Source organism: Paenibacillus glycanilyticus, from assembly GCF_023715145.1.
Lineage (GTDB): Bacteria > Bacillota > Bacilli > Paenibacillales > Paenibacillaceae > Pristimantibacillus > Pristimantibacillus glycanilyticus_A.
In genome coordinates, this window is sequence record NZ_JAMBNP010000001.1 from 601,639 (window position 1) to 624,913 (window position 23,275).

A 23,275-nucleotide genomic window follows, 5' to 3' on the forward strand; every position below is an offset into this window, starting at 1 on the left:
ATACCCCTTTTCGGATCAGAGTAATAAATTCCTCGCAGCCTAGCGTAAGTTCTGGACATCCAAACCGTCGATGGAGACGATGCTGTTGCTCGACTTGGGATTGGCTTCCCCCGCATGCACGATCCTGATTTTATGCTCGCTGTTCGACAACTCCCCGGATGTGAAAACAGGCACTACATAATGGAGCTCCTCGCTGTATAAATCGATCGGAGACGGTGTCACGGATTTGCCGTCAATGTAAATATTCACCTTGCCCCGGTTGCTGCCCGTGGTGGACCATAAGGTGACCTTCGTGCCGATGAACGTGAATTCAACGGAACTGCCTGGAGTCGTGGTGTAGCTCTGAACGCCGTCAGGATATCTCATGCCGTATCGGTTCGCCCATGGGCCAACATAGTCGGCGGAGGCATGCAGCGGCGAGATCAAGCTTGAGACGACGAAGGAGTCCACATTAATGCTTTTCTTCTGTTCCCCACCGCCTGTGGATCGAATGACAACGTCATGATGCCCGTTTGGCAGCACGATTTTGAACAGCGATTGCTTCGATTGCGGAGTCTTGCTGTATAAATAGGCATAACCCGCTACTGATCCATCAATCCAAATTTCGCCAATGCCCTGTGCATCGTTCTTCGTTCCAATCCACTCAAACACGTTGCCTCTAAAACCGAATTGAACGCTGCCATCGCCGGTAAGCTGTTTCAAGGTTCCGTTGGAATATGAATTGCCTGAAAGGGTTGCCCAATTTCCTTCGTAGCTGAGAGAAGGATCATTGTCTTCGAGCAAGCCGGATGAATTGCTGTGATGCACATTTAAGGTATAGCTGCCTGCGCCGCTCACGGCATGGACATTGATATAGTACGTACCCGTCTTGGCTGCCCGGTACTTGATCGATTCGCTGGACTTTCCGGCTGTTTCGGAGAATGCGATCGCATTGTCCTTGCTTTGCACGGTCGTAGCGGAAGAATCGTATAAAATGAGGTCGAAGTCCGTATCGTCTGCACCTGTCAGAGAGAATGTCGCTTCTTCTCCAGCAGTTAGCTCAACGGAATAAACATGATTCGGATCATTCACCTGATCCAATTGGCCTGTAACGGTCGGATCGATCAATGACATGCCTGGAATATCCTTGTTCCAGAGTGCGCGGTAAGCGTTGATCATTTTTCCGCTCACTGTAGTTGTTTTTAGATCACTGAGGGTTTTGCCGCTCGTCATGATGCGCTGCTTGATGTCCAGCACACTCATGTCCGAATTCTGGCTTTCTACGAGCGCGGCTACTCCAGCCGCATAGGCAGCTGCGTACAACGTGCCTTGGGAGTAGGCATAATTGCCGACACTGTTCTTCAGGTTGATGGTGGTCATCTCGGGCTTATTGCTAATAACGGTGTCGTAATACAGCGAGACATCCATTAATTTATAGGTTTGATCCTCATAGATGGTGCCAGGAACGCCCCAGCCTTTGAAGATATATCCGCCTTCCTTAACGAGCTTAAGTCCTAGAACATCCAGCACGAACGGAGAGTTCAAGCTTTGATCGATGGCATCCTGCCCCGTCAGCATCAAATGACCACCGCCGTTAAGATAGCTGGTCAAGTTGGCTTTATCCACATCCGTCAGCAGCTTCGAATCGTTAATGGCCGCAGCTGTGCCTGTGAACCATACAACGACATTGTATTGCTGCAGCTGTTCAAGCGGCGGGCCGTCGAAGCTTTCGTCCTGCGTTTCAACGAGATCGTAGGTATATCCGGCTTGATCAAGCAAATTCTTATAGACACCAAGCACATCACTCTCATAAAAAGGACCGATGCCTCCATCATGACTGCGGCGGCTGTCGTTTACGAGCAAGATTTTTGGAGATGTGCCATCTGACGGCTTAAGATATTCCATTGCGCGATCAAACATATCCTGCCGTTGACCGGCATATTCGGGCATATCGATCGGAATTTCCTCGAAGCCGATACCATTGTAGTAAGCCTTGTATGTGCCGTTATCGATTTGGGCGGTATAGCCGGCATTTACGTCAGGCACCGTTGAGATAATCAGTTCGGACGGGGCGGCAACGTCAACGGATGCCAGCCCTCGAGCAGCACCTAAAGACAGATTGCCGAATAGATTGACACCTGTAACGGAGAGCATGTTCGAACTTGGGTAGGCCGCCGGATATACAGGTAAAACATCCGTATTCAGCAGGCCTTGGTTACTGTCGCCAGCCGGTGCCACGAATAACATATCGGAGGCTTCGATGGCATCTTGAATCAGCTTGCTTTTGTAGGTGTACACCATCCCGAGCATGGCGATCTTAACCCCTTGCTCCTCGGCGTAATGAATCGCTTTTACGACATCTGTAAAGTAACCGCCTTGCTCGGAAGTCACCTTAAGCGGCATGACATTCACATTAGGTGCGACGCCGGCAATGCCTTCCTCATTGTTCATTGCAGCTGCAATTTGACCGGCGATCGTCGTTCCATAGACATCATTGAGACCATCAATCGTATCGAACAAGGTGTTGTCGCCATGCGCGAAGTCCCATCCATTCACATCATCGACCAGACCATTGCCGTCATCGTCTACGTTGTTTCCTGGATTTTCCTTGCTGTTCATCCAAATTTGCCCTACCAAATCAGGGGCATCAATCTTTGCTCCGCTGCCAATGACGGCAACCGTCACATCTCTGCTGCCCTTGGTCATCTCCCAGGCTTCTGGCAGATCCATGTCAATATCAGGCGGCCCTCCCGGTACCGCGCCTCCATTGAGATCTTGTCCAGTGTTATGCAGGGCCCATTGCTCGTTGAACAGCGGGTCGTTTGGAAGCTCCGGTGCCCCCTCAACGCCAGCTGCCGATACAGAAGACAAAGTTGGTCGATCGACCGGGCGGAATGCTTGCGGATTCAATGCAGAAGATACCTTGTAATCGGGCTCCGCATAAATGACGTTCGGGTCTTTTTGAAGCTCTTGAATAACGCTTTGTACATCAGCTCCAGCTCTAAGCTTTAACAGCTGTGCATGAGGTACCGTCAACGGACTGGTCTCTGCGATTTGCGAAGACAAAGATGCGGCTATAGAGGCTGCTGCCGATTCCGACCGATACTTCACAATGACATGGTCGGAGGCATATTCCGGCTTTAAAGGGAGCGTGCTGATGAAGTCGGGCTGTACTTGCTGCGATGCATTGGAGCTTAAATCAAGATCGCTCAACTGAGACTGCATGCCATTAGCGGGAGCTGCAGCGCCGAATAGGAGCATCGCTGAAAGAAGAACAGGGGCAATTTTTTCACTACTTTTAGTCAAATCTTATCACTTCCCTCTGCAGAATGAGTTGAAACAGACAAAATGGACCAAAACTAACCGATTAATAGGTAGGTCGCTTTGCTATCCGATTGATAGGCAGATCACTACACTGAACGATTGATTAGTAGGTTATTTCTGAGCATTCCCCTTTACACCGCTTTCAAGAAGAAACCACATGTCTATGAAAGCGCTTTAAAAGCTGCAAGCATAAAAGAAAGCGCAGCGTCACCAACCTTCCTCCAAGAATTTCATAGATTCCCCCCTTTTCTACACATGCTGCTCATTAAACACGAGAATTCGAATTAATGTCATGAAAACTTACATAAAACATTAGACAAATTCTGATAAGAGTATATATTCTATTATAATTCCTAGTCAATAGGTCAAAATTAATATTTTACGTTATATGTGTGTTATTATTTATAACATCAAAAACCATCGTTAATCGATTACGATGGTTTTAACCGTTAATTAAATGTCATATTATCAGCATAAAAGCATTAATCATTCAGCCTACGGAACAGCAGCTATAAAGCTTTCACTCCCATATGCTGCTGTTCGCGAAGTTCCATGTACGCTCGATTCCCCTGCCGTTTGTCGTATAAAAATAATTCGTCACCGTTCTGTTGTAGAACGATGCCACTCCGAGATTATGCTCGCCCACATACCTGGAACTGGCGGCGTTATTCACGCGCTGCTTGAAGAGCCGTGCCGGCTTTACCTCTTCCTTCGTCTTCTTCACGACAACCTTCCGTCCTTCGGTTATAGCCGCACTCGCGGTGCATCTCACGACGGTGCCAACCACGAAATCAATCCGTTTGTCCCACTCGATGCCGCTTGATCCCGTAATAACGCCGATCTCGATTTGTCCGCTTCCATTGAACCTCGCGCCAAGCGCCCAGACGCCCGAAAAATCTTCACCAGACGCGGAGAGCTGAGCCGCTTGAAAAACGTCGGCTTCCTTGACAATTTCAAATTCTTCCGGAGGGGCTGGAGGATCCATGACCGCTACCGTGACAAATCCCGTTTTCCGTTTATCACCGAAGTTCCAGACCGCATTTGTCTTGAGCGGAATGAATTGATCGACCGGCACGGGAATTTCGGTCAGATCTAGAACCGATATGGATCAGATTGGCGAGTTCTGGCTGCCTGCTGCGTGTTGTCCATGTTCAGGCTGGCGGTGGCTGATGCACTGCCCGCTCCCCAGGATTGGTTAACCGTCGTCGTAATGCCAAGCTTCAAGTCGTCCCTGTTGTCCTCCTTGACGGCTTGGCTGATCTCATCTTGATCGGTCGTGCTTGTTTCCAGCTTCTTCGTCGTCTCGAGGGAGGTCTCGACCGTTTTCTCAATGGTCGTCTTGCGGGTGCTGACTTCGATTAATTCGACCGTCGAGCCGGGACTCCTCCACGCTTTTCGGCATGGCTCCATACTCGCGAAGATTATTTCTGATCGTACGCAGCAGGATAGAATCCTGCTCCTTCAGCGTCGGACCGGCGAACCCTGCCGGGACGAGATTCGGCGCTGTTACGTAGCAGTCGGCATTGATGTCGATTGGCGTCCGAATCGCCAGATATCGCTGCAGCCGCGGCAGCAAGCCGCTCTTTTCCAGCTTTGTGCCCGTTTGCAGCTTGTCGAGTACGCGTTTCGATTTCCAGCCGATCAGCGATTGATGGACGCCGAACAGCTCACTCGCATACGGCAGCACGGACTGATACTCGATGAGATCGTTAATTCGTTTCACGTTCGTCATGGGGCAATTCTCCATTCATTGGAATTTCATCGGATCCGCCGTGGGTTTATCGCCCATTTGGCAAGAAGAATATAGCACACGATATAGAGAGCCGCATGTACCCTGAGTATGGATTCGATTGCAACTTCGGACGTATTCCTCCCCTTCGATTCATCAAAACCCGACATCGTTCGCCTAGCTTGAGGGTACTATCAAAATAATGGAGAAATTCAAAACTGACAGTGCAGAAACACGCGGTTGCTGTGGACGCTTAACCCAACTGCTAGTTATCAGGAAAACAGTACTAGTATCAGCCCTTGTTGAGAGCAACTCTGAGAAAGAGGATTTTCCGCTGGCAGGGTGAATACCTATATCCTAGCGGGAAAAATTATTAAATAATTGAGGATGAATTGTGGGAGGTTAAATTTAAGATGATGACGAAGAAAGTAATTCCAATCCTGCTTACGGCATCACTCGTATTCGGCGGCTCCCTTTCGGCCAGCGCGGCGGAGAAGGTGAAGACCTACAAGAACTGTACCGCTTTAAACAAGGACTATCCCGGTGGCGTGGCCAAGGACGCCAAGGTCAAAAACAAAGGCGGCAAAACAAAACACAAGCCCTTTGTCTCGAAGGAACTGTACGAAGCGAATAAGAAGAGTGACCGTGATAAAGATGGAATTGCCTGCGAGAAGTAAGCAAAGTCTGTAGAGGGTTCCCGCGGGCTCAGCTTATCCCGCTCCATTTCGATCGCTAGTAGCGGAACTCTCCGTTCCGATCAATCAACAAGCGGTAGATCCGCTGCCAATAGCCTAAAGCCTCCGGCTTTAGGCCGCTCAACTGCCCTGCGAATTCAGCGCGACTTCTTAGTCGCGGTTACGAAGTGACTTCGCGGGTTCCACATGCCTCCCCAGATAAGAACGTCATCTTTCCGCCCGTAGCTACTGGAGTTTACAAAATTAGCCCTTGGCGAATTTGGATTTCGTCATGTTGTGGTGACTCATCCGACTAACCCTGCCTCAAATCCAGTTCGATGTACCTTAGCTCGTGCTTGCCTCCAGCTTCCTTCAGATTCCGCCTCACGGTGGATACCCTTGCTCTTGGCTAACGGTATGCGTTCGCCAGCCCCCGTTCGGGACTTTCACCCTAGAGTTGACGCCCATGCTGGGCGTACACACAAAAAAATCCCGATCAGCGATCGGGATTTTTTTGTAAACGAAATATTCATGAGGTTAGATTACTTTTAGAAACTCGCTATATTATTCAAATACGACTCGTATTCCATTAACACATGGCACGCCATAAGAACAAGCACAAACAAAAAAAGTGCCGTCGTACAAACGACTTAAGTATTCCGTTACTCAATACTCACTACAATTTTCCCAACTTGCTTTTCACCCATAGCTCGATGAACATCCTCGATTTGATCAAAAGTAAATAACCGCTCGTTCAAAATCGGTTTACAAGCAAGAAGCAACTCCCCCCAACTGTTTGAAATTACCTGCAAATATCCCTTGCATAGCGAACATACATTCGGTATATAATAATATACGAACATACTTTCGCATATGTATTGGAGTGGGGATTATGGAACGTGTCATTATGCTGATTGACTGCCAGTCGTTCTACGCGTCCGTCGAGAAGGCCGCACATCCCGAATATAAGAACGATCCGGTCGTTGTGGCCGGCGATCCTACGAGGCGTTCGGGCATTATTTTGGCAGCTTGTCCGCTTGCGAAGCAGTACGGCGTCACGACCGCCGAGACCCTTGGCGAAGCGCTGGGCAAATGTCCGCATCTCGTCATTATTAGACCACGCATGCAGCTGTATATCGACGTCTCGCTTATGATTACCGACATCTTCCGTTCGTTCACCGATCTGGTGGAGCCCTTCTCCATCGATGAACAGTTCCTGGACGTTACCGGCTCCATATCTTACTTCGGCACGCCCGAAGAGATCGCAACGCAGATTCAGACCAAGATCATGCTCTACACCGGTGTGTGGGCCCGGGTTGGCATGAGCTCCAACAAGATTCTGGCCAAGATGGCCACCGATATTTGGGCGAAAAAGAACGAGACCGGCCAGTTCACGCTCCCCAAAACAGAAGTAGAATCCTTATTATGGCCGCTCCCGGTGAGCAAAATGTTTGGCGTCGGCTCGCGAATGACCGCGCATTTTCAGCGGATGGGAATTGCAACGATTGGCGATCTCGGCAGCCTTCCCCTGCCGGATTTCAAGCGCAGGCTGCAGGCGCGGATGGGCCGCAACAGCGATATTCAAGCGGAGCTGTTCTGGCAGACGGCGAACGGCATTGACCCAAGCCCTGTCAAACCAAGCACGCATGATGCCCAGCAAGCCGTCGGGCATCAAATGACGCTGCCCCGCGATTACAGCAAGCCGCATGAAATCGACGTCGTTCTGCTGGAATTAAGCGAAGAAGTGTGCCGCCGCAGCCGCGCCAAGGGCTATATGGGCAGCGTTGTTGCCGCGGGGGCGCAAGGGGCGGATTTTGACCATCCGACCGGGTTTTTCCGCCAGATGACGGTGCCCGATCCAACGAATATTACGAAGGAAGTATTTGCTGCAGCCCGAACGTTATTTTACGCCCATTGGGACCGGCTTCCCGTCCGCAAGCTCGGCGTGACCTTGTCTAAGCTGGTGCCCGACGATCAATATCAGCTTTCCCTGTTCGGCAACAGGGAAAAGGAAAGAAAGCTGGAGCGCATCACGGATGCGATCCGTCATAAATTCGGAACGACCTCGATTCTCCGGGCGTCCTCGCTGCTCGAATCAGCCCAGGCCCGTGAGCGCAGCGTCAAAATTGGAGGACACTACAAATGAGCAAGAAACTGGAGGGCAACGGCCGATGGGAATCCAGCCGCATGATGCTGCCTGAGCACCGCGAGCAATATCTGGAGCGGCGCGAGACGCCAAAAACAACTTCCGGGCCTGTCCCCGTCCCGAGCAAAGAGGAGCTTGAGCTGATTCGCGATTATGTGCTGCTCCCTATGATGCTGACCATTGTAGATAAGAACTGCAAGGACATCGAGCTGTCCTTCTATTCCATGAGGCAGCTCTATATGAAAGCCTCCCGTGTCCTGATGGGCCATATTCATAATGACTTAAGTGCGGTTCGCAAGGCGCTTAAGGAGCGGAATATCCGCGTCTTCCTTGAGGAGAGCGACAGCGAGCACGGAGCAATCCATTACAAGTTTATCTGCCGCGGCTACGAGGACCGCTTCTCGATGATCCGCGATGCCGCCCGCGCCGAGATCAGCGTCCGCATCGCGAAGTATATCTCGCTGATGTTCAAATAACTATCCCGACACCGCCTGCCGGCGTGCAGCGCGGTGTTTTTTTGCGTAAATGAGCTCGCGTCCTTTACTCCCCTCGCGCACCCGGCTCCTCTACCCGGAGCTGCTGGGCAGCGAGTACGGCCAGCTCAATCTTGTTGAGCAGCAAGCCGTACTCATTCGTCAGCTCGAAGCTGCGGGGCAGCTTCAGCTTTCGGAAGTACGGCGCAATATCCGCGGCCGAGCGGAACCAGTCACCGGGCTCCGCTGCCTCGAGGCTCTGGTTCGCCCAGGCAGCGCCTAGCTCCGGGCTGTAAAGCGGCGCTGCTCCCGGCAGCAGCTTGCCTCCGAGCAGCCGCTCCTTGTAGAGCGCGGCCGGCGCTTCATGCCGTATCCTGGCAAACAGCTGCGGCGCATAATCGACCCGTGAGCCGGTATGACGGCCCTTCGCCGCAAAGTCCAGCGCCCCTTCGCGTATGCGGGGTACGCCAAACAATATTCCATACAAGGCCTTGCCAAACTCTATCCGCTCGGCCAGATCGTCGAAATGCTCCATAATCAGCCCTGCCAGCCGCAGCTCTCCACCGGTATGATACGGAAACATAACCGCGTTCAGCTGCAGCAGCGACTGCATGCCGAAGAAGAACGTATCGATCACGTTCTTGCGGAAGTATTCATCCTGAACAACCCGCTGCTCGATGAAATGCTGCTCGTTCACAATAAGCGCAACCGTAAGAGGCGCAGAGTCTCGCCGCTGCCAGAACTGCTCCCACACCGGTCTCATGAACCGCGTCACCCCGAAGGCAGGCAGCAGATGGAACAGCGGCCGCTGTACGCGGACGCTTTCTTCGTACAGCAGCAGCTGCGGATAGGCATCGCCGAAAATAAACGCATTGGCATGCTCCAGGAGCAAAAAGACCGACTGGCGTTTATCGCCCGGAAGCAGCCGCGGCAGCCATTCCCCGGCCAGATCCGTCATATTCCAGCCGCCATTGCGGGATACGAGATGGGCCAGCATCGCCCAGTGCAGCTCCGGATGGCGTTGATACATCAATCGGTAAGCCTCCGTTCGCGTCACGTTATTGCGATTAAGACGGGAGGTCTCCGCAAGAATCCGTTCAATCAGCAGACGATCAGTTTCACCCTCGGCGGTCATCCCTGCATGAGCAGGCTGCCCCTCCAGCTTGAGCCACGCCTCCGTCAGCTCGGCAACGGCTCCCTCCGCGAGCTGCAGCGGAACGGCTTCTGCGAGCATCTCATGAGAAGCCTCCATGCCATGCCATTTGCCAATTGCATACTCCCATGCCGCAGCCGGCAGTGAGAAGAGCTGTTTGATTTTGCCGAATCGAAATCCGGAACGGCCTCGCCTTCTTCCCCTGCTATGCATCGACCGCCCTCCTTCTCTTTGCCTGGTAACACAAGTATTTGCCGCCGGACCGCCTGTTCATGCATAATAAAAAACAAAGAACGAACCGAGGAGGACTGAGTAGCATGTGCGGAAGATACACCATTACCATATCGCTCGAGGAGCTTATGATTCGTTACATGATCGGCGAGACGAAGGTGCCTTACCACCGCCCGAAATATAATGTAGCGCCTGGCCAGCAGGTGCTTGCCATTGTGAATGACGGGCAGCGCAACCGGCTCGGAGAGCTGCAGTGGGGGCTTATCCCGCCTTGGGCGGATGATCCGAAGATCGGCAGCAAAATGCTGAATGCCCGCTCCGAGACCGCAGCCGATAAGCCGGCCTTCAAGACCCCTCTCCGCCGCAAGCGCTGCCTCATCCCGGCAGACGGCTTTTACGAGTGGAAGAAGGATGGCAGCGGCAAGCAGCCGATGCGAATTGTGCTCAAGGACCGCTCGCTCTTCAGCATGGCCGGACTGTATGAAACCTGGCTTGCACCGGACGGTACAACAACGATCAGCAGCTGCACCATTTTGACAACGTCGCCCAACGAGCTGATGGCCCCGATCCACGACCGGATGCCGGTTATTTTGCGCCAAGAGGACGAGCTCTTCTGGCTCGACCGTTCCGTGCAGGATCCGTTGGCCTTGCAGCGTCTCTTCCATCCGTACGCGGCCGAGGAACTCGAAGCGTATCCGGTGTCTTCGGCGGTCGGAAGCGTCAAGAACGACACCGCAGACTGCATTGAACCAATAAATCCGGGAGGCCAGCTGCATCTTTGGTGATACGGTTCTAGAGTATCGAACCTCAATTCCCGCAATAAAAAAAAAGCCGACCGCAAAGCGGTCAGCGGAACATCCCCCACAGCTTAAGCAAGTGAAAGGTGTTGTTTGGATCTATTTTTTGCCCGAGGACAAAATCGATAATCTGTTCTTCCTGAATATCCGTCAGCGGTTCCTGTAAAATAGAAGTCGCAGATTTCACGAGCTTCCTCACCTTTACCCGGTCCTGCAGATCATACTTCGTCACGTTGCCCAGCAGCAGCCGCATCCGGTCCTTGACGACCGGATTTTTTAATTTGAATTTGACGCGTTCGACCAATTGCGGCCGAATGCCGTACTTTTGGTAACTCACTCGCCCCGACACCTCCATCCGGCATTCCGATAATTCGATCGTTTAACTATATGCCGCAAAATGGAAGATGTTGCTTAGTCGAGCTGTTCCCCTTGAAAAATTTGATCCTTCAGCAGTTGGACACGCGCCCGCTCGAACACCGGATTCGTCCAGAAATCATCCCTTCCGGCAAGCTCTGCCGCATCATCGCGGGCCAGCTCCAGCATCTCGTAATCCGCTGCCATATCGGCGATCTTGAACTCCGGAAGGCCGCTTTGCTTCGTACCGAAGAAATCCCCCGGCCCCCGCAGCTCCAGGTCGCGTCGCGACACCTCAAAGCCGTCATCGGTCTCCGTCATAACCTTCATCCGCTCTCGGCCGTTCTCCGACTTCGGATCCGCGACCAGCACGCAGAACGACTGATGCGCCCCGCGCCCTACACGTCCGCGAAGCTGATGCAGCTGCGAGAGCCCGAACCGCTCAGCATCCATAATAATCATTAGCGTGGCATTTGGTACGTCGACGCCGACCTCAACGACCGTCGTCGCGACAAGCAAGTGGGTCTCGTTAGCGCCAAAAGCGCCCATGACCTCATCCTTTTCCGAAGCCGACAGCCTGCCGTGCAAGAGACCCACCTTCAGATCGGGAAAAGCCTGCTGCATCTGCACATACAAATCTATCGCATTTTGCACATCCAGCTTGTCCGATTCCTCGATCAGCGGGCAGATAACATAGGCCTGACGTCCTTCCCCTACCTCACGCCGGATAAAGCCTAGAACGCGGTCCATCATATCGTGCTTGACCCAATACGTCTTGATGGGCTTCCGTCCATGCGGACGTTCCCGGATCGTGGACACATCCATATCACCGAAGGCCGTAATAGCAAGCGTCCTCGGAATCGGCGTTGCGGTCATCGTCAGCACATCGGGATTCATCCCTTTGCGGCGCAGAATACTCCGCTGGTTCACCCCGAAACGGTGCTGCTCATCGGTTACAACGAGACCCAGGCTGCGGAAATAAACATCGTCCTGAATAAGCGCATGCGTACCGACAATAATATCGATCATGCCCATCTGCAGCCCGGCGAGCACATCGCGGCGCTTCTTCTCCGTCAAGCTGCCGGTTAAGAGGCCCACCTCAATGCCCGTGTCCGCAAACAGCTTCTGCAGCGAACGCAGATGCTGCTCTGCCAGTATCTCCGTCGGCACCATGAGCGCTCCTTGATGACCGGCTTTTATCGTGCAATAGAGCGCGATAGCCGCCACTACCGTTTTACCCGATCCAACGTCGCCTTGCAGCAATCGGTTCATCGCAGCCGGATGCCGCATATCCGACATAATCTCGTTAACAACCTTCTTCTGGCCATCCGTCAGTTCAAAAGGAAGCGTAGCCGCAAAGTTGCGGATCGTCTCCCCGTTCACCTGATGAACGATACCGTCCCCGCGACCGCGCGTTAAGGAACGGTAAGCCTGCAGCTTCAGCTGGAAGAGGAACAGCTCCTCGTACACCATCCGCCGCCGAGCCTCCAGCCCTTCCTTCACTTCTCCAGGATCATGAATCCGCTGCACGGCGTCACGCCTTGGCATAAGCTGGTGGCGCTCCACGAGCTCATGCGGCAGCACTTCTTCAATCATCGATCCGTATTGGATCAAAGCCTGCTTGATCGTCTTGCGCATCCATGCCTGCGTAATGCCTCCGCCAACGGAATAGACGGGCTGCAGCGTTCCGGATCTGACCATCCCGGTGGACTTGTCCGCGAATTCGGATTCCGACACGGTCATCTGCAGACGCTGCTGCTCCCATTTGCCCGTTAACATGATTTCTCTGCCTGGCGTCAGCTGGTTTTGCAGAAAATGACGGTTGAACCAAACGGCTGTCACCAGCATATGGTCAACCTCAACTTTGCAGGTAAGGCGCGATTTGTTTCTGCCGTAACGCTGCAGAACCGCGTTGCCGCGGATGACTCCCTGCACCGTCACCTTGTCGCCGTCCTTAATTTCCGCAAGCTCCCGGATGCGGTAATCTTCATATCGAAATGGAAAATAATCCAGCAAATCGGCGACTGTCTGAACGCCAAAGGCGTGAAGCTCTTCTTCCTTAGGAGCGCTCACGCCTTTAATTTGCCGGACCGAATACTGTTCCAGCGTCATTGTTCTCTACCTCACACTCTGCGCATGAACACAGCCATTGTGCCGGGACCCACATGGGTTCCGATAACGGCACCAACGGTTGCGTATTCAACCTCTTGAACATTGAACCGGCTCTTGATCAGCTCAAGGAATTCCAAAGCCGCTTCCTTGTTTGTGTTCCAAGCGATTGTCGCAACAACCGGATCCTGACCGCAGGCTTCGCCCAGCATATCCAAAATCCGCGCCATTGCTTTTTTTGTACCGCGCACTTTATCTACGGCATACACCGCGCCTTCTTTGTCGAGCGACAGAATCGGCTTAATATTAAGAATAGATCCGATAAGAGCGGAAGCTTTGCCGATCCGTCCTCCTCTTTGCAAATATTCAAGCGTATCGACGAGAAAATACAGCTGCGTTTCACGTTCCATCCGTTCGATCTCGGCAAGAATGGCTTCCTTCGAAGCTCCTTCCCGCGCCATTTTGGCAGCCGTCACAACGCGCATGCCATAAGCGTAAGAAGCTGTTTTGGAATCGATGACCGTAATATCCGGATCACCGTCTACCATCGAGCTGCCAATGACCGCCGATTGGTAGGTCCCGCTTACCGCACTCGATAAATGAATCGAAATAATGGTAGCGCCGGGATCTTCCTGCAAAATGCGCTCATATGCTTCTTGGTACTCCATCGGCGATGGCTGGGACGAAGTAGGCATTTGCGGCGACGCCGATACTTTCTCGAAGAACTGCTCCGTATTAATCGTAACGGCATCATAGTAAGTCTCTTCCCCGAACAGAATCTTCAGAGGAACCATCTCAATCCCAAGCTCTTGTCTTAGCTCCGGTGAAATATCTGATGCGCTGTCGGTCACGATGCGTATGTTTCCCATACGTCCCCTCCCAAACTTAATATGGCTATTCCAAAGCGAATAAATAAGGATATAAAGGCTGGCCGCCGGCATGAACCTCAAGCTCAACTTCCGGGTATGCTTCCTCAATCCATTCACGCAACGCCGCGGTGTCGGATTCCTTCGCATCTTCGCCGGTCAATACCGTAAGCAGCTCGCCGCCATCCTCTACCATAGCCGCCATCAGCAGCTGGCAGGCTTCAAGCAGACTTGGCTTCGACGAGACAATCGTCTTCTCTTTAATCCCCATATAGTCGCCTTCTCGGATATCCACGCCGTCAATGGAGGTATTCCGCACTGCCTGCGTCACCTGGCCGGATACGACCTGCTCGGCTGCGCTCTTCATCCATGCCGCATTACGCTCGGCCGATTCCTCTTCCTTGAAGGCAAGAATCGCCGCCAGCCCCTGCGGGATGGTTTTCGTTGGGATAACCGTTACCTGGCGTCCGCTCAGCTCAGCGGCCTGCTCAGCCGCGAGAATGATATTGCTGTTGTTTGGCAGCAGATAAATATGCTCCGCGGGCAAAGATTCAATCGCGTTCACGAAATCCTCGGTGCTTGGGTTCATCGTTTGTCCGCCGGACAAGACGACATCCACTTCGTTGCTGAGGAAAATATTCGCGATGCCTTCGCCAAGCGCAACAGCCACAATGCCAAACGGCGCGAGCTCATGCAGCTCTTCCGGTGCTACGACCTGGGCTGCTGGTCCTGCAAGCAGCTCTGTAGACGAGATATCGCCGGTAAGCGCATACTCTGGCAACGGGGCGAATGGCTCAGCCGCTGCTTCATGCTCAAGCAGATCGCGGTGCTGCTCGCGCATATTCAGAATGTGAAAGTCCGTCAGCTCGCCGTAAGCCATCGCAAGGTTTAATACATCGCCGGGCTTACGCGAGTGGACATGCACCTTGATAATCTCATCGTCGGCAATGACGAGAATCGAATCGCCGTCTTTTTCGAGCGCCTTCTTGAAAGCGTATTCATTAAAAAATGCCGCAGGTTTCCCGCTGATTTTGCGATTGATAAAGAATTCCATATCATACAGGAACTCAATGTCCTCAGTTGCGAGTTTCGATTGGGCAGATACGGGTGCCGACGGCTTTACAACTGCCGATGATCTCGGTGCAGAGGCCGGCTGTGCCACGGCTACTTCTTCCGGTGCTGCCGCTTCGGACGGAAATGTAAATACCTTCTCTTGAATCGTACCGCTATGTGTCAAATACTGAACAAAGCCCTCGTAAATAAACACGAGACCTTGTCCGCCGGAATCCACAACGCCAACCTGCTTCAGTACCGGCAGCAGATCAGGCGTGCGCTGAAGCGCTTCATTCGCCTTCGCATGAATCTCTTGCATCAGTTCTACGACATCACTCGTCCTGCGGGCATACTGAACGGCATGCTTGGCCGCCTCTCTTGCTACCGTAAGAATCGTTCCCTCTACCGGCTTCACGACCGCTTTATAAGCCATGTCAACGCCATTCTGGAATGCAGCAGCAATCTGAAGCGTACCGGCCTCTTCCTGGTTAGCCAATGATCTGGCAAAGCCACGGAATAACTGGGACAAAATAACCCCCGAGTTGCCCCGCGCCCCCATTAGAAGTCCTTTGGACAATGCTTCTGCAGCCTTTCCCAAATGGGCGGACGGCTTGTTCCGCAGTTCACGAACCCCCGAGACAATCGTTAGATTCATGTTCGTACCCGTATCCCCGTCTGGCACTGGAAACACATTTAATGCATTAACCCGGTCTACATTTCTTTCTAAATATTCCGCACCGAGCAGTGCCATGGCGGTAAAATCCGATCCGTTAATGGAGCGCTTACTCAACGACAATTCCCCTTCCTAAAAGAATTGCAAAAGCAATTCTAACTTCGTAAGCATTGACTACGTAGATACCCTTACGTCTTGAACAAATATATGGACCTGATCCACTTGAAGACCTATTACATCATTTAGGACGTATTTAACCTTAGTCTGTATATTATGCGCCACTTCGGAAATTTTCGTGCCGTAGCTTACGACAATATGCAGTTCAATATGAAGCTGTTCATTCTCCCGGCGCACCTCGACGCCCCTCGACATGTTCTCTCTGCCGAGCAGCTCGGCGATGCCATCCTTCAGCTGTTTGCGGGAAGCCATCCCGACAAGCCCATAACAATCCATGGCTGCAGAGCCTGCAATCACTGCAATGCAGTCATCATTCACAATTATCTGTCCAAGCTCGTTCTTAATCTGCAGTGGTATGGGAATACACTCCTTTACCGTAAATAATATGGACTAAGGATTATTGTACTATAAACCGCTTCATTATAGAAGGGTACAAGGCAAAAACGATGACAAAATCCATCATTTCGCATACTTTTAAGTTGCTGATACACGACAATTGTGATACGATAATCAAGTATGTTTTTGTGCAGGCTTGACCATGTTATTCAATTATGGCTTGTGCTAACAATGCAGCTAAATGGCTCAAAGCAAACTCTAAGCGCATGCTTGCAGGGAGGCTTTGCTCCTTGCGGCACAAACTTAAGGAGGTGTACTCATGTCCCGCAAATGTTTCATTACTGGTAAATCGCCTGGTACAGGCAACCATGTATCCCACGCAAACAACAAAAACCGTCGTTCTTGGGGTGTAAACGTGCAAAAGGTTCGCATCTTGGTAGACGGCAAACCGAAACGCGTTTATGTCAGCACACGTGCACTGAAATCCGGCAAAGTAACTCGCGTTTAATTCCGGATTCCAACCAAGCGGTCTAGCGCAAACGGCTGACGCCGTCACCTTGGCGGCGCAGCGAACGTTTGGCTATGAAATATAAGCGTCGTATAATTGTTTATACTTTCTTATATTTAGACAAAAAGCACCTGAGCTCAGGTGCTTTTTTTTCTTGCCGCAATAGAATTTATACGTTTCAATGTCCGTCGCAAACTGAAATTCTATCGGGCGATAAAACCTGCCTCTAGACGCGGACGCTTATCTTCGAGAAGCCTCGGATAGAGGTTTTTTCAACGCGCCCCGCCGCCAGCGGATGACGATGCCGGTTCACCTTGAATTCTAAGAATTATAAGTTTTTATTATCTTATAAAATGGCTTAGAATTCTACGGATCAGAACTTACCCGCCTTCATCAGATAGCGGGAACGTTCTGCCTTGAATTCTAAGCATTTATAAGTTTGCTCTTATAATTTGGCTTAGAATTCTACGGATCAGAACTTACCCGCCTTCATCAGATGGCGGGTACGTTCTGCCTTGCCCACGATCATTCGTTAAGCCGTGCATCGGACCTAGTTTTTTTGGAAGGTATTCAATATTGCTTTTACGAATCCGCCCAGAAATTTCGGCAGTTTGATCGTGTAAAATTTCATGCCCATCCCTCCTCAGACACGCTCATCGAAATTGGAAGTGTACCAATTATTAAACGCAAAAATGGCTACACGAACCTTCGTTCATGTAACCATCCTATGCGATGCCGAGTTGTCCTATTCCACACCGCTAGCTCGTATTCTATTAGCCCGCAGGCATCGGATTGTCACGCATATAGATGACAATGGCGATTACGAGAGCTGTAGCAAAATAAACAATTATGGCAGAGACGATAAAGGAAATACGCGGCCCCCAGGTTGAAAAACGCTTGAAGCACTTTATAGCGACATACAAGGCCACCAGGGAGCAGACGTACTTGATAGGCGAGGAAATCGCAGTAAAAAGACCAAGCAGAATACCTGCTGTAATCGCGTAGAAAGCGATCCACAATATTTTCTTCCAGACGCTCTCCTCTAACTCGAAATCTTCCTCCATTAGGTTACCGAAGCGCAGCAATCGCAGCCGCGCGGTCCCTTTCCCCGAACACGGCGTTGCCTGCAACAAGCACATTCGCACCGGCTTCTACAACCTGCTTTGCCGTAACACTGTTAATGCCGCCGTCCACTTGCACATGAACATGGCTGAGACCGCGTTCGTCAAGCAGCTTGCGCAGCTGGCGAAGCTTGTTCAGCGACTCTTCGATAAAGGCTTGTCCGCCAAAACCAGGGTTTACCGTCATAATGAGAACCAGATCAATGTCGCCCAGGATATGCTCAAGAACCGACAACGGCGTACCCGGATTGAGCGCAACGCCGGCAGGCAAACCAAGATCCTTGATCTGCTGAATTGTGCGGTGCAGATGTACCGTTGCTTCCGCATGTACCGTAATGCGGTCCGCGCCGGCAGCCGCATAGCTCGGAATCGACAATTCCGGTTTTTCAATCATCAGATGCACGTCAAATGGAAGCTGTGTAGCCGAACGTACAGCTGCAATAACCGGAGGACCAAACGTCAGGTTCGGTACAAAATGACCGTCCATAACATCGACATGAATCCAATCCGCTCCTGCTTCTTCTGCTGCTTTGATCTCGTCTCCAAGCCGTGCGAAATCCGCCGACAGGATAGATGGTGCGATAATTGCCATATGGTTTAGTACCTCCGCTTTCTCTCTTTCATTTCCGTCATAAACGTTAAGTAGTTCTGATGGCGGCTTGGGGCAACCGCGCCCTCCTCTACCGCCTTCAGTACCGCGCATCCCGGTTCATGCACATGAGTGCACGCCCGGAACTTGCAGCCCGGTGCAAGCTCGCGCATCTCTTTAAAGCAATATCCCAGATCCTCGATGCCCAGCTCAGTGAAATCCAGCTGGCTGAAGCCCGGCGTATCCGCCACATACCCGCCGCCTATCTCGACGAGTTCGACATGGCGGGTCGTATGCTTGCCGCGGCCAAGCCTGTTGCTGATCTCATTGGTCTCAAGCGTTAGGCCCGGAACAAGCGCGTTCAGGAGGGAAGACTTGCCCACGCCCGACTGGCCGGCGAAGACCGCTACATGCCCCTTGAGACGGTCATGCAGCTCTTCAACGCCAACGCCGCGGCGCGAGCTGGTACCGTATACCTCATAGCCAATAGCGGTATAAATGCGATTCACGGCCGCAGCGGCGGCGATCGCTTCTTCCGTCTCCTCGCCGTCTTGCTCCAGATCCTGCTTGCTCAAGCACAGCACCGGTTCAATGCCGGCATGTTCGATATGGACAAGAAATTTGTCAAGCAGCTGCAAATTCAAGGTAGGCTCCGTCACGGAGAAGACGAGAATAGCCAGATCTACATTGGCGACCGGCGGCCGGATCAGCTCGGAGCTGCGGGGCAGCAGTTCTTCTACTGTGCCCTCGCCGTTCTCCGTTAAGCTGTACAACACGTCGTCGCCAACAAGCGGCGTCAAGCCCCTCTTCTTAAACACACCTCGTGCACGGCATTGCACCGTTTGCCCCGGCGATTCCGCATCTTGCGGCAATACGTAGTAGTAACCGCTGAGCGCCTTGACGATTCTCCCCTTGGATTCACTATTGCTGCCCATCTTGGTTGCCTCCGTTGTCATTGCTTTCTTCCGGATCCCCATCTACAGGCTGATCCGGGTTATCTGTCTTCTCATTTGTTTCAGTACCGGTTTCGGTATCCTTACCCGGATCCGTTTCACCGCCGCCGGTTCCCGGAATCGTCAGCGAAGAGGAATCGGATCCTTGCGCTAATTCCTCATACGTGATCGTGCGCGTATCTACAAATTGGCCATCCCGGTAAACGGTCACTCTCGCTTCCGTATTTGGCGCCAGAATAACCTGAACCGGGAAGGACTGGGTATCTTGAATTTGGCGTTTGCCCCACTCAATATCCTGTCCGCGTGCATCCGAATATACGATTCGGATTTCGCTTGTTTTACCCGCTTCAGCAGGCGATATCGTTACGTTAAACGTATGGTTCTTCGCATCTTTAGGCGGTCCGGAGCTAACGCGGATCGTGATTTTTGATCCCTTCGGCACCGGATCGTTTGGCTTGAACTGGTCCTGGTTAATGACAAGCCCTTTGCTTTGCGTATAGCTAGGTTCTTCTAGAATATCGTCATCTTGCAGCACCAATCCGTTGGACTTCACGATATCCTTCGCTTCGGCAATGGTATGGCCAATGAGATTCGGCATCGGAATCGTCTCGCGGCCTTTGCTCACCATAAACTTAAAGGTAGCTGACTTCGGATCAAATTCGGAACCAAATTCAGGTGTCTGGCTGATGATCGTGCCGGGATCCTGATCGCTGAATACTTGTTCCGACGTAATCTGCGATTCCTCATCTACACCAAGCGCAGTCAGATCATCCTTGGCTTCCTGCAGCTGTTTGCCTTTGTAATCCGACATCTTCTCAAGGACGGCCCCGTCGCTGACGGACAGCTGAATCCATGATCCTTCCTTCACCCGCATATTAGCCTTGCTCTGCTCAAATACCTGGCCAGCCGGTACATCGCCCATAAACTCGTGAATAACCGGTTCCTGTACTTTCAATCCGGCGTCCTCAATCTTGGCGCGCGCCGCAGCCTCATCCATGCCAACAACATAAGGCACGTCCACTTCCGGCACGTCAAGCTTGTTAACCAGAGCAAGGAAGCCCCATATAATCAAAGCCAGAGCAACCAGGGTGATCCCAACTATCGTAATGGGACGCTTCCAGCCCTTAGGCTTTCCATTCGATTTCTCGTCTTTCCATTCCACGTCCGGCTGGCTGGATGCAGCAGCGGCCTTACTCCCCCGCTCTAGCGGCGGTATGGAAGATGCCGCGGGCGGAACAGGCGTAAGCTCATATTCAGACTGCGGCACGGAAGGACGCATGTCCCCACGTATGGCCGGCATAACGCGGGTTTCGTCGAGATCGCTGCTGAACATAACCTTCTGCTCGCTCAAACGGTTGGGCTTCAGGCAAGTATCCAGGTCCGTCAGCATCTCGCGCGCGGATTGGTAACGTTCGTTCGGATTTTTGCGCATCGCGCGCAAAATCACATTCTCAACGCTTTGCGGAATATGAGGATTCACCTTTCTCGGCTCCTCGAATTCCTCCTGCAAATGCTTGAGCGCAACGCTGATCGGGCTTTCTCCGAAGAACGGAAGCTTGCCCGTCAGCATCTGGTACAGAACGATCCCAAGGGAGTACAGGTCGGATTTCTCTCCGGTACTGATTCCTTTGGCATGCTCTGGCGAGAAATAATGGACAGACCCGACAACCGAGCCCGTCTGCGTAATGGTAGATGAAGTCACGGCACGGGCAATCCCGAAATCCGTGACTTTCACTCTGCCGTTCTTGCCGATCAGAATATTATGAGGCTTAATATCGCGATGAATAATATGATTCTGATGGGCGTGTTCAAGCGCATCACAGATCTGCATGGCAATCCGCACCGCTTCATCGGCCTGCAGCGGCGCACGCTCATGGATAATTTCATTAAGATTATGACCTTCGATATATTCCATTACGATGTAGTGAGTATCTTCTTCCTGCCCTACATCGTAGATGCTGACGACATTCGGATGAGACAGTGATGCAGCCGACTGCGCTTCCCTGCGGAATCTCCGAATAAATTCCTCGTCATGGACGAATTGCTGCCTCAGCACCTTTACTGCGACATTACGGTTCAGCAGAATATCATGCGCTTTATAGACAAGCGCCATCCCGCCTCCGCCAATTCTCGTTAAAATTTCATAGCGTCCACCTAGTTGATGTCCGATCATCCGTTGTCACCCCCTCCATAAACAGCGCCGTCCTCCTGAAGCAGCACGACCGTAATGTTGTCGTCTCCTCCAGCATGCAGCGCCAATTGAATGAGGCGATCCGCTTTATCATCTAGTCCTGGCCCATCCTCCTGAAGCGTCTGCCGCATCAGCTCGTCGCTGACCATATTGGTCAGTCCGTCACTGCATAGCAGCAGCACATCGTTATCGGACAAGGCTGCGGTATAAATATCTACCTCGACTTGCGCGTCCGTACCAACCGCGCGAGTAATTACATTGCGGCGCGGGTGATGCGCCGCCTCATCCAAGCTGATCTGGCCGGACTTCACCAGTTCATTGACGAGGGTATGATCCTCTGTCAGTTGCGCAATTCCATCTGCGGTAATGAGATAGGCGCGGCTGTCCCCGATATGCCCGATAATCAATTCCCGTTCCTTGTACAAGGCGGCCACGATTGTCGTTCCCATATTGTAGTACTGCTCGTTGCGCGATGCCATGTCATAGACGACGTCATTAGCCATGACGAGCGCTTGACGAATAAGCATTTTCCCCTCTTGCATCGATAAATCCGCCTTTGACGCACTCTTCTCGAGCATGTCTCTGAACGTATTAACCGCCAGCTGGCTCGCCACATCACCGGCTTGATGACCGCCCATACCATCGGCGACTATAGCTAAGGTAATGCCGTTATCCAGCTGTCCTACCCACGAACGATCTTCGTTAATATGACGAATTCGTCCGACATCGCTTCGGTTTGCCGTAATCAACCGTGATCACCTCGTCGTGGACTCCATGTGTTTCGCTCTCAATTGGCCACATGCAGCCGCAATATCATGGCCTTGCTCCCTGCGGATTGTGCAATTGATCTTGTTCTTCTCCAGAATACGCTGGAATTCGAAAATGTCATTGCGCGGCGTACGGACATAATTCCGCTCCGGTACGTGGTTGACCGGGATCAGGTTAACGTGGCACAGCATGCCCTGCAGCACATCGGCAAGCTCCTGCGCATGCTCGGCCTGGTCGTTGACACCGCCGATCAAGGCATACTCAAACGTGATGCGGCGGCCGGTCTTCGCAATATGATTGCGGCAGGCAGCCATTACGTCCTCAAACGGGAAGCGGCGGTTAACCGGCATCAGCTTGGATCTGAGCTTGTCGTTAGGGGCATGGATGGAGATCGCGAGGTTGATCTGCGTGTTCTCTTCCGTGAATTTATACATGCTTGGAACAATGCCGCTGGTCGATACGGTAATATGGCGCTGACCGATGTTAAGACCCTTCTCATGAATCATAATACGCAGGAAGGTCATTGTAGCGTCATAATTTTCAAAAGGTTCGCCGGAGCCCATGATAACGATGCTCGAAACGCGCTCGCCCGTTGCATCCAGCATTTGCTGGGCCGTTACCACCTGAGCGACGATCTCGCCTGCGGTCAGGTTGCGTTTCAGACCGCCAAGGGTAGAGGCACAGAAGGTACAGCCGATCCGGCAGCCAACTTGTGTGGTTACACAAATGCTGTTGCCGTACTCATGGCGCATGATAACCGTTTCAATCGCATGATTGTCATGCAAGCCGAACAGGAACTTCACGGTTCCGTCCTTCGACTCGAACTTAGTAATTTCCGTCAGCGTCACGAACTGGAAGCTCTCCTCCAGCTTGTCGCGAAGCGACTTCGGCAGGTTAGACATGTCTTCAAAGCTGCTCACGCGCTTCACGTACAGCCAGTCAAACAGCTGGCCGCCGCGGAACGCGGGCTCGCCGTTCTCTTTCATCCAGTCTTGAAGCTGATCGAGGTTATAGTCATAAATTATTGGTTTCATCTTCTTATTATCACACCTGACTCTGAAATAGCGCGCC

General features: G+C 52.2%; 22 protein-coding genes. 5 read left to right on the plus strand and 17 right to left on the minus strand.

The features are described from left to right. Positions 1–39: 39 nt before the first annotated feature. The 4 genes from M3194_RS02750 to M3194_RS02765 form a co-directional block, all read right to left on the minus strand. The gene (locus tag M3194_RS02750) at positions 40–3,285 is read right to left on the minus strand and encodes a S8 family serine peptidase (protein ID WP_251651489.1); all 3,246 of its coding nucleotides are present in this window, start codon (positions 3,283–3,285) and stop codon (positions 40–42) included. Positions 3,286–3,823: 538 nt separating this feature from the next. Beyond that, positions 3,824–4,378 carry a hypothetical protein gene (locus M3194_RS02755; protein ID WP_251651490.1) on the minus strand — a complete coding sequence of 185 codons (555 nt, stop codon included), beginning with the start codon at positions 4,376–4,378 and terminating at the stop codon, positions 3,824–3,826. A 17-nt stretch (positions 4,379–4,395) separates the two neighbouring features. After that, positions 4,396–4,713 (minus strand): hypothetical protein, encoded by a 318-nt coding sequence (locus M3194_RS02760; protein ID WP_251651491.1) that lies wholly within the window; start codon positions 4,711–4,713, stop codon positions 4,396–4,398. Further along, complete coding sequence (locus M3194_RS02765) at positions 4,631–5,035, minus strand: hypothetical protein (protein ID WP_251651492.1); 405 nt, start codon at positions 5,033–5,035, stop codon at positions 4,631–4,633. The genes M3194_RS02760 and M3194_RS02765 overlap by 83 nt, the downstream gene beginning before the upstream one ends. A 413-nt stretch (positions 5,036–5,448) precedes the next feature. Here M3194_RS02765 and M3194_RS02770 point away from each other — a divergent pair, with 413 nt between their 5' ends. The 3 genes from M3194_RS02770 (at position 5,449) to M3194_RS02780 (ending at position 8,328) form a co-directional block, all read left to right on the plus strand. Next, positions 5,449–5,709 (plus strand): excalibur calcium-binding domain-containing protein, encoded by a 261-nt coding sequence (locus M3194_RS02770; RefSeq protein ID WP_251652110.1) that lies wholly within the window; start codon positions 5,449–5,451, stop codon positions 5,707–5,709. Between the two features lie 889 nt (positions 5,710–6,598). Continuing rightward, entirely contained in the window at positions 6,599–7,852 is a 1,254-nt protein-coding gene (locus M3194_RS02775; RefSeq protein WP_251651493.1) for a DNA polymerase IV, read from the plus strand. Further along, positions 7,849–8,328 carry a hypothetical protein gene (locus M3194_RS02780; RefSeq protein ID WP_251651494.1) on the plus strand — a complete coding sequence of 160 codons (480 nt, stop codon included), beginning with the start codon at positions 7,849–7,851 and terminating at the stop codon, positions 8,326–8,328. Before M3194_RS02775 ends, M3194_RS02780 begins: the two co-directional genes overlap by 4 nt. A gap of 64 nt (positions 8,329–8,392) precedes the next feature. On the opposite strand, the gene M3194_RS02785 is transcribed toward M3194_RS02780, so the two are convergent. Beyond that, positions 8,393–9,691, minus strand: a complete 1,299-nt coding sequence (locus M3194_RS02785; protein WP_251651495.1) for a DUF2515 domain-containing protein — start codon at positions 9,689–9,691, stop codon at positions 8,393–8,395. A 104-nt stretch (positions 9,692–9,795) separates the two neighbouring features. Between M3194_RS02785 and M3194_RS02790 the strand changes: the two genes are divergently transcribed. Continuing rightward, positions 9,796–10,494, plus strand: a complete 699-nt coding sequence (locus tag M3194_RS02790; protein ID WP_251651496.1) for an SOS response-associated peptidase — start codon at positions 9,796–9,798, stop codon at positions 10,492–10,494. A 61-nt stretch (positions 10,495–10,555) separates the two neighbouring features. Here M3194_RS02790 and M3194_RS02795 read toward each other — a convergent pair whose 3' ends face one another. The 5 genes from M3194_RS02795 to M3194_RS02815 form a co-directional block, all read right to left on the minus strand. Next, on the minus strand, positions 10,556–10,843 hold the full coding sequence (locus M3194_RS02795) for a stage VI sporulation protein F (RefSeq protein WP_041613515.1): 288 nt from the start codon (positions 10,841–10,843) through the stop codon (positions 10,556–10,558). Between the two features lie 74 nt (positions 10,844–10,917). Beyond that, a complete protein-coding gene (recG, locus tag M3194_RS02800) occupies positions 10,918–12,972 on the minus strand; it encodes an ATP-dependent DNA helicase RecG (protein ID WP_251651497.1) in 2,055 nt (684 codons plus the stop codon). A gap of 11 nt (positions 12,973–12,983) precedes the next feature. Continuing rightward, on the minus strand, positions 12,984–13,838 hold the full coding sequence (locus tag M3194_RS02805) for a DegV family protein (RefSeq protein ID WP_251651498.1): 855 nt from the start codon (positions 13,836–13,838) through the stop codon (positions 12,984–12,986). A gap of 25 nt (positions 13,839–13,863) precedes the next feature. After that, positions 13,864–15,678 carry a DAK2 domain-containing protein gene (locus M3194_RS02810; RefSeq protein WP_251651499.1) on the minus strand — a complete coding sequence of 605 codons (1,815 nt, stop codon included), beginning with the start codon at positions 15,676–15,678 and terminating at the stop codon, positions 13,864–13,866. Positions 15,679–15,735: 57 nt separating this feature from the next. After that, the gene (locus M3194_RS02815; protein WP_251652112.1) at positions 15,736–16,095 is read right to left on the minus strand and encodes an Asp23/Gls24 family envelope stress response protein; all 360 of its coding nucleotides are present in this window, start codon (positions 16,093–16,095) and stop codon (positions 15,736–15,738) included. Positions 16,096–16,393: 298 nt separating this feature from the next. Between M3194_RS02815 and rpmB the strand changes: the two genes are divergently transcribed. Further along, positions 16,394–16,582, plus strand: a complete 189-nt coding sequence (rpmB, locus tag M3194_RS02820) for a 50S ribosomal protein L28 (RefSeq protein WP_015845317.1) — start codon at positions 16,394–16,396, stop codon at positions 16,580–16,582. Between the two features lie 550 nt (positions 16,583–17,132). Here rpmB and spoVM read toward each other — a convergent pair. From spoVM to rlmN, 7 genes are all read right to left on the minus strand, one after another. Then, positions 17,133–17,213 carry a stage V sporulation protein SpoVM gene (gene spoVM, locus M3194_RS02825; RefSeq protein ID WP_010345573.1) on the minus strand — a complete coding sequence of 27 codons (81 nt, stop codon included), beginning with the start codon at positions 17,211–17,213 and terminating at the stop codon, positions 17,133–17,135. Positions 17,214–17,355: 142 nt separating this feature from the next. Next, positions 17,356–17,667, minus strand: coding sequence for a hypothetical protein (locus M3194_RS02830; RefSeq protein WP_251651500.1), 312 nt, complete (start codon positions 17,665–17,667; stop codon positions 17,356–17,358). Then, entirely contained in the window at positions 17,651–18,295 is a 645-nt protein-coding gene (rpe, locus tag M3194_RS02835) for a ribulose-phosphate 3-epimerase (protein ID WP_251651501.1), read from the minus strand. The genes M3194_RS02830 and rpe overlap by 17 nt, the downstream gene beginning before the upstream one ends. A gap of 5 nt (positions 18,296–18,300) precedes the next feature. Then, the gene (gene rsgA, locus M3194_RS02840; RefSeq protein WP_251651502.1) at positions 18,301–19,227 is read right to left on the minus strand and encodes a ribosome small subunit-dependent GTPase A; all 927 of its coding nucleotides are present in this window, start codon (positions 19,225–19,227) and stop codon (positions 18,301–18,303) included. Further along, positions 19,214–21,418 (minus strand): Stk1 family PASTA domain-containing Ser/Thr kinase, encoded by a 2,205-nt coding sequence (gene pknB / locus M3194_RS02845; protein ID WP_251651503.1) that lies wholly within the window; start codon positions 21,416–21,418, stop codon positions 19,214–19,216. The genes rsgA and pknB overlap by 14 nt, the downstream gene beginning before the upstream one ends. Continuing rightward, on the minus strand, positions 21,415–22,185 hold the full coding sequence (locus tag M3194_RS02850) for a Stp1/IreP family PP2C-type Ser/Thr phosphatase (protein WP_251651504.1): 771 nt from the start codon (positions 22,183–22,185) through the stop codon (positions 21,415–21,417). Before M3194_RS02850 ends, pknB begins: the two co-directional genes overlap by 4 nt. Positions 22,186–22,191: 6 nt before the next feature. Beyond that, positions 22,192–23,238: a dual-specificity RNA methyltransferase RlmN gene (gene rlmN, locus M3194_RS02855; RefSeq protein ID WP_251651505.1), complete on the minus strand. Its 1,047-nt coding sequence runs from the start codon at positions 23,236–23,238 to the stop codon at positions 22,192–22,194. Positions 23,239–23,275 lie beyond the last annotated feature (37 nt).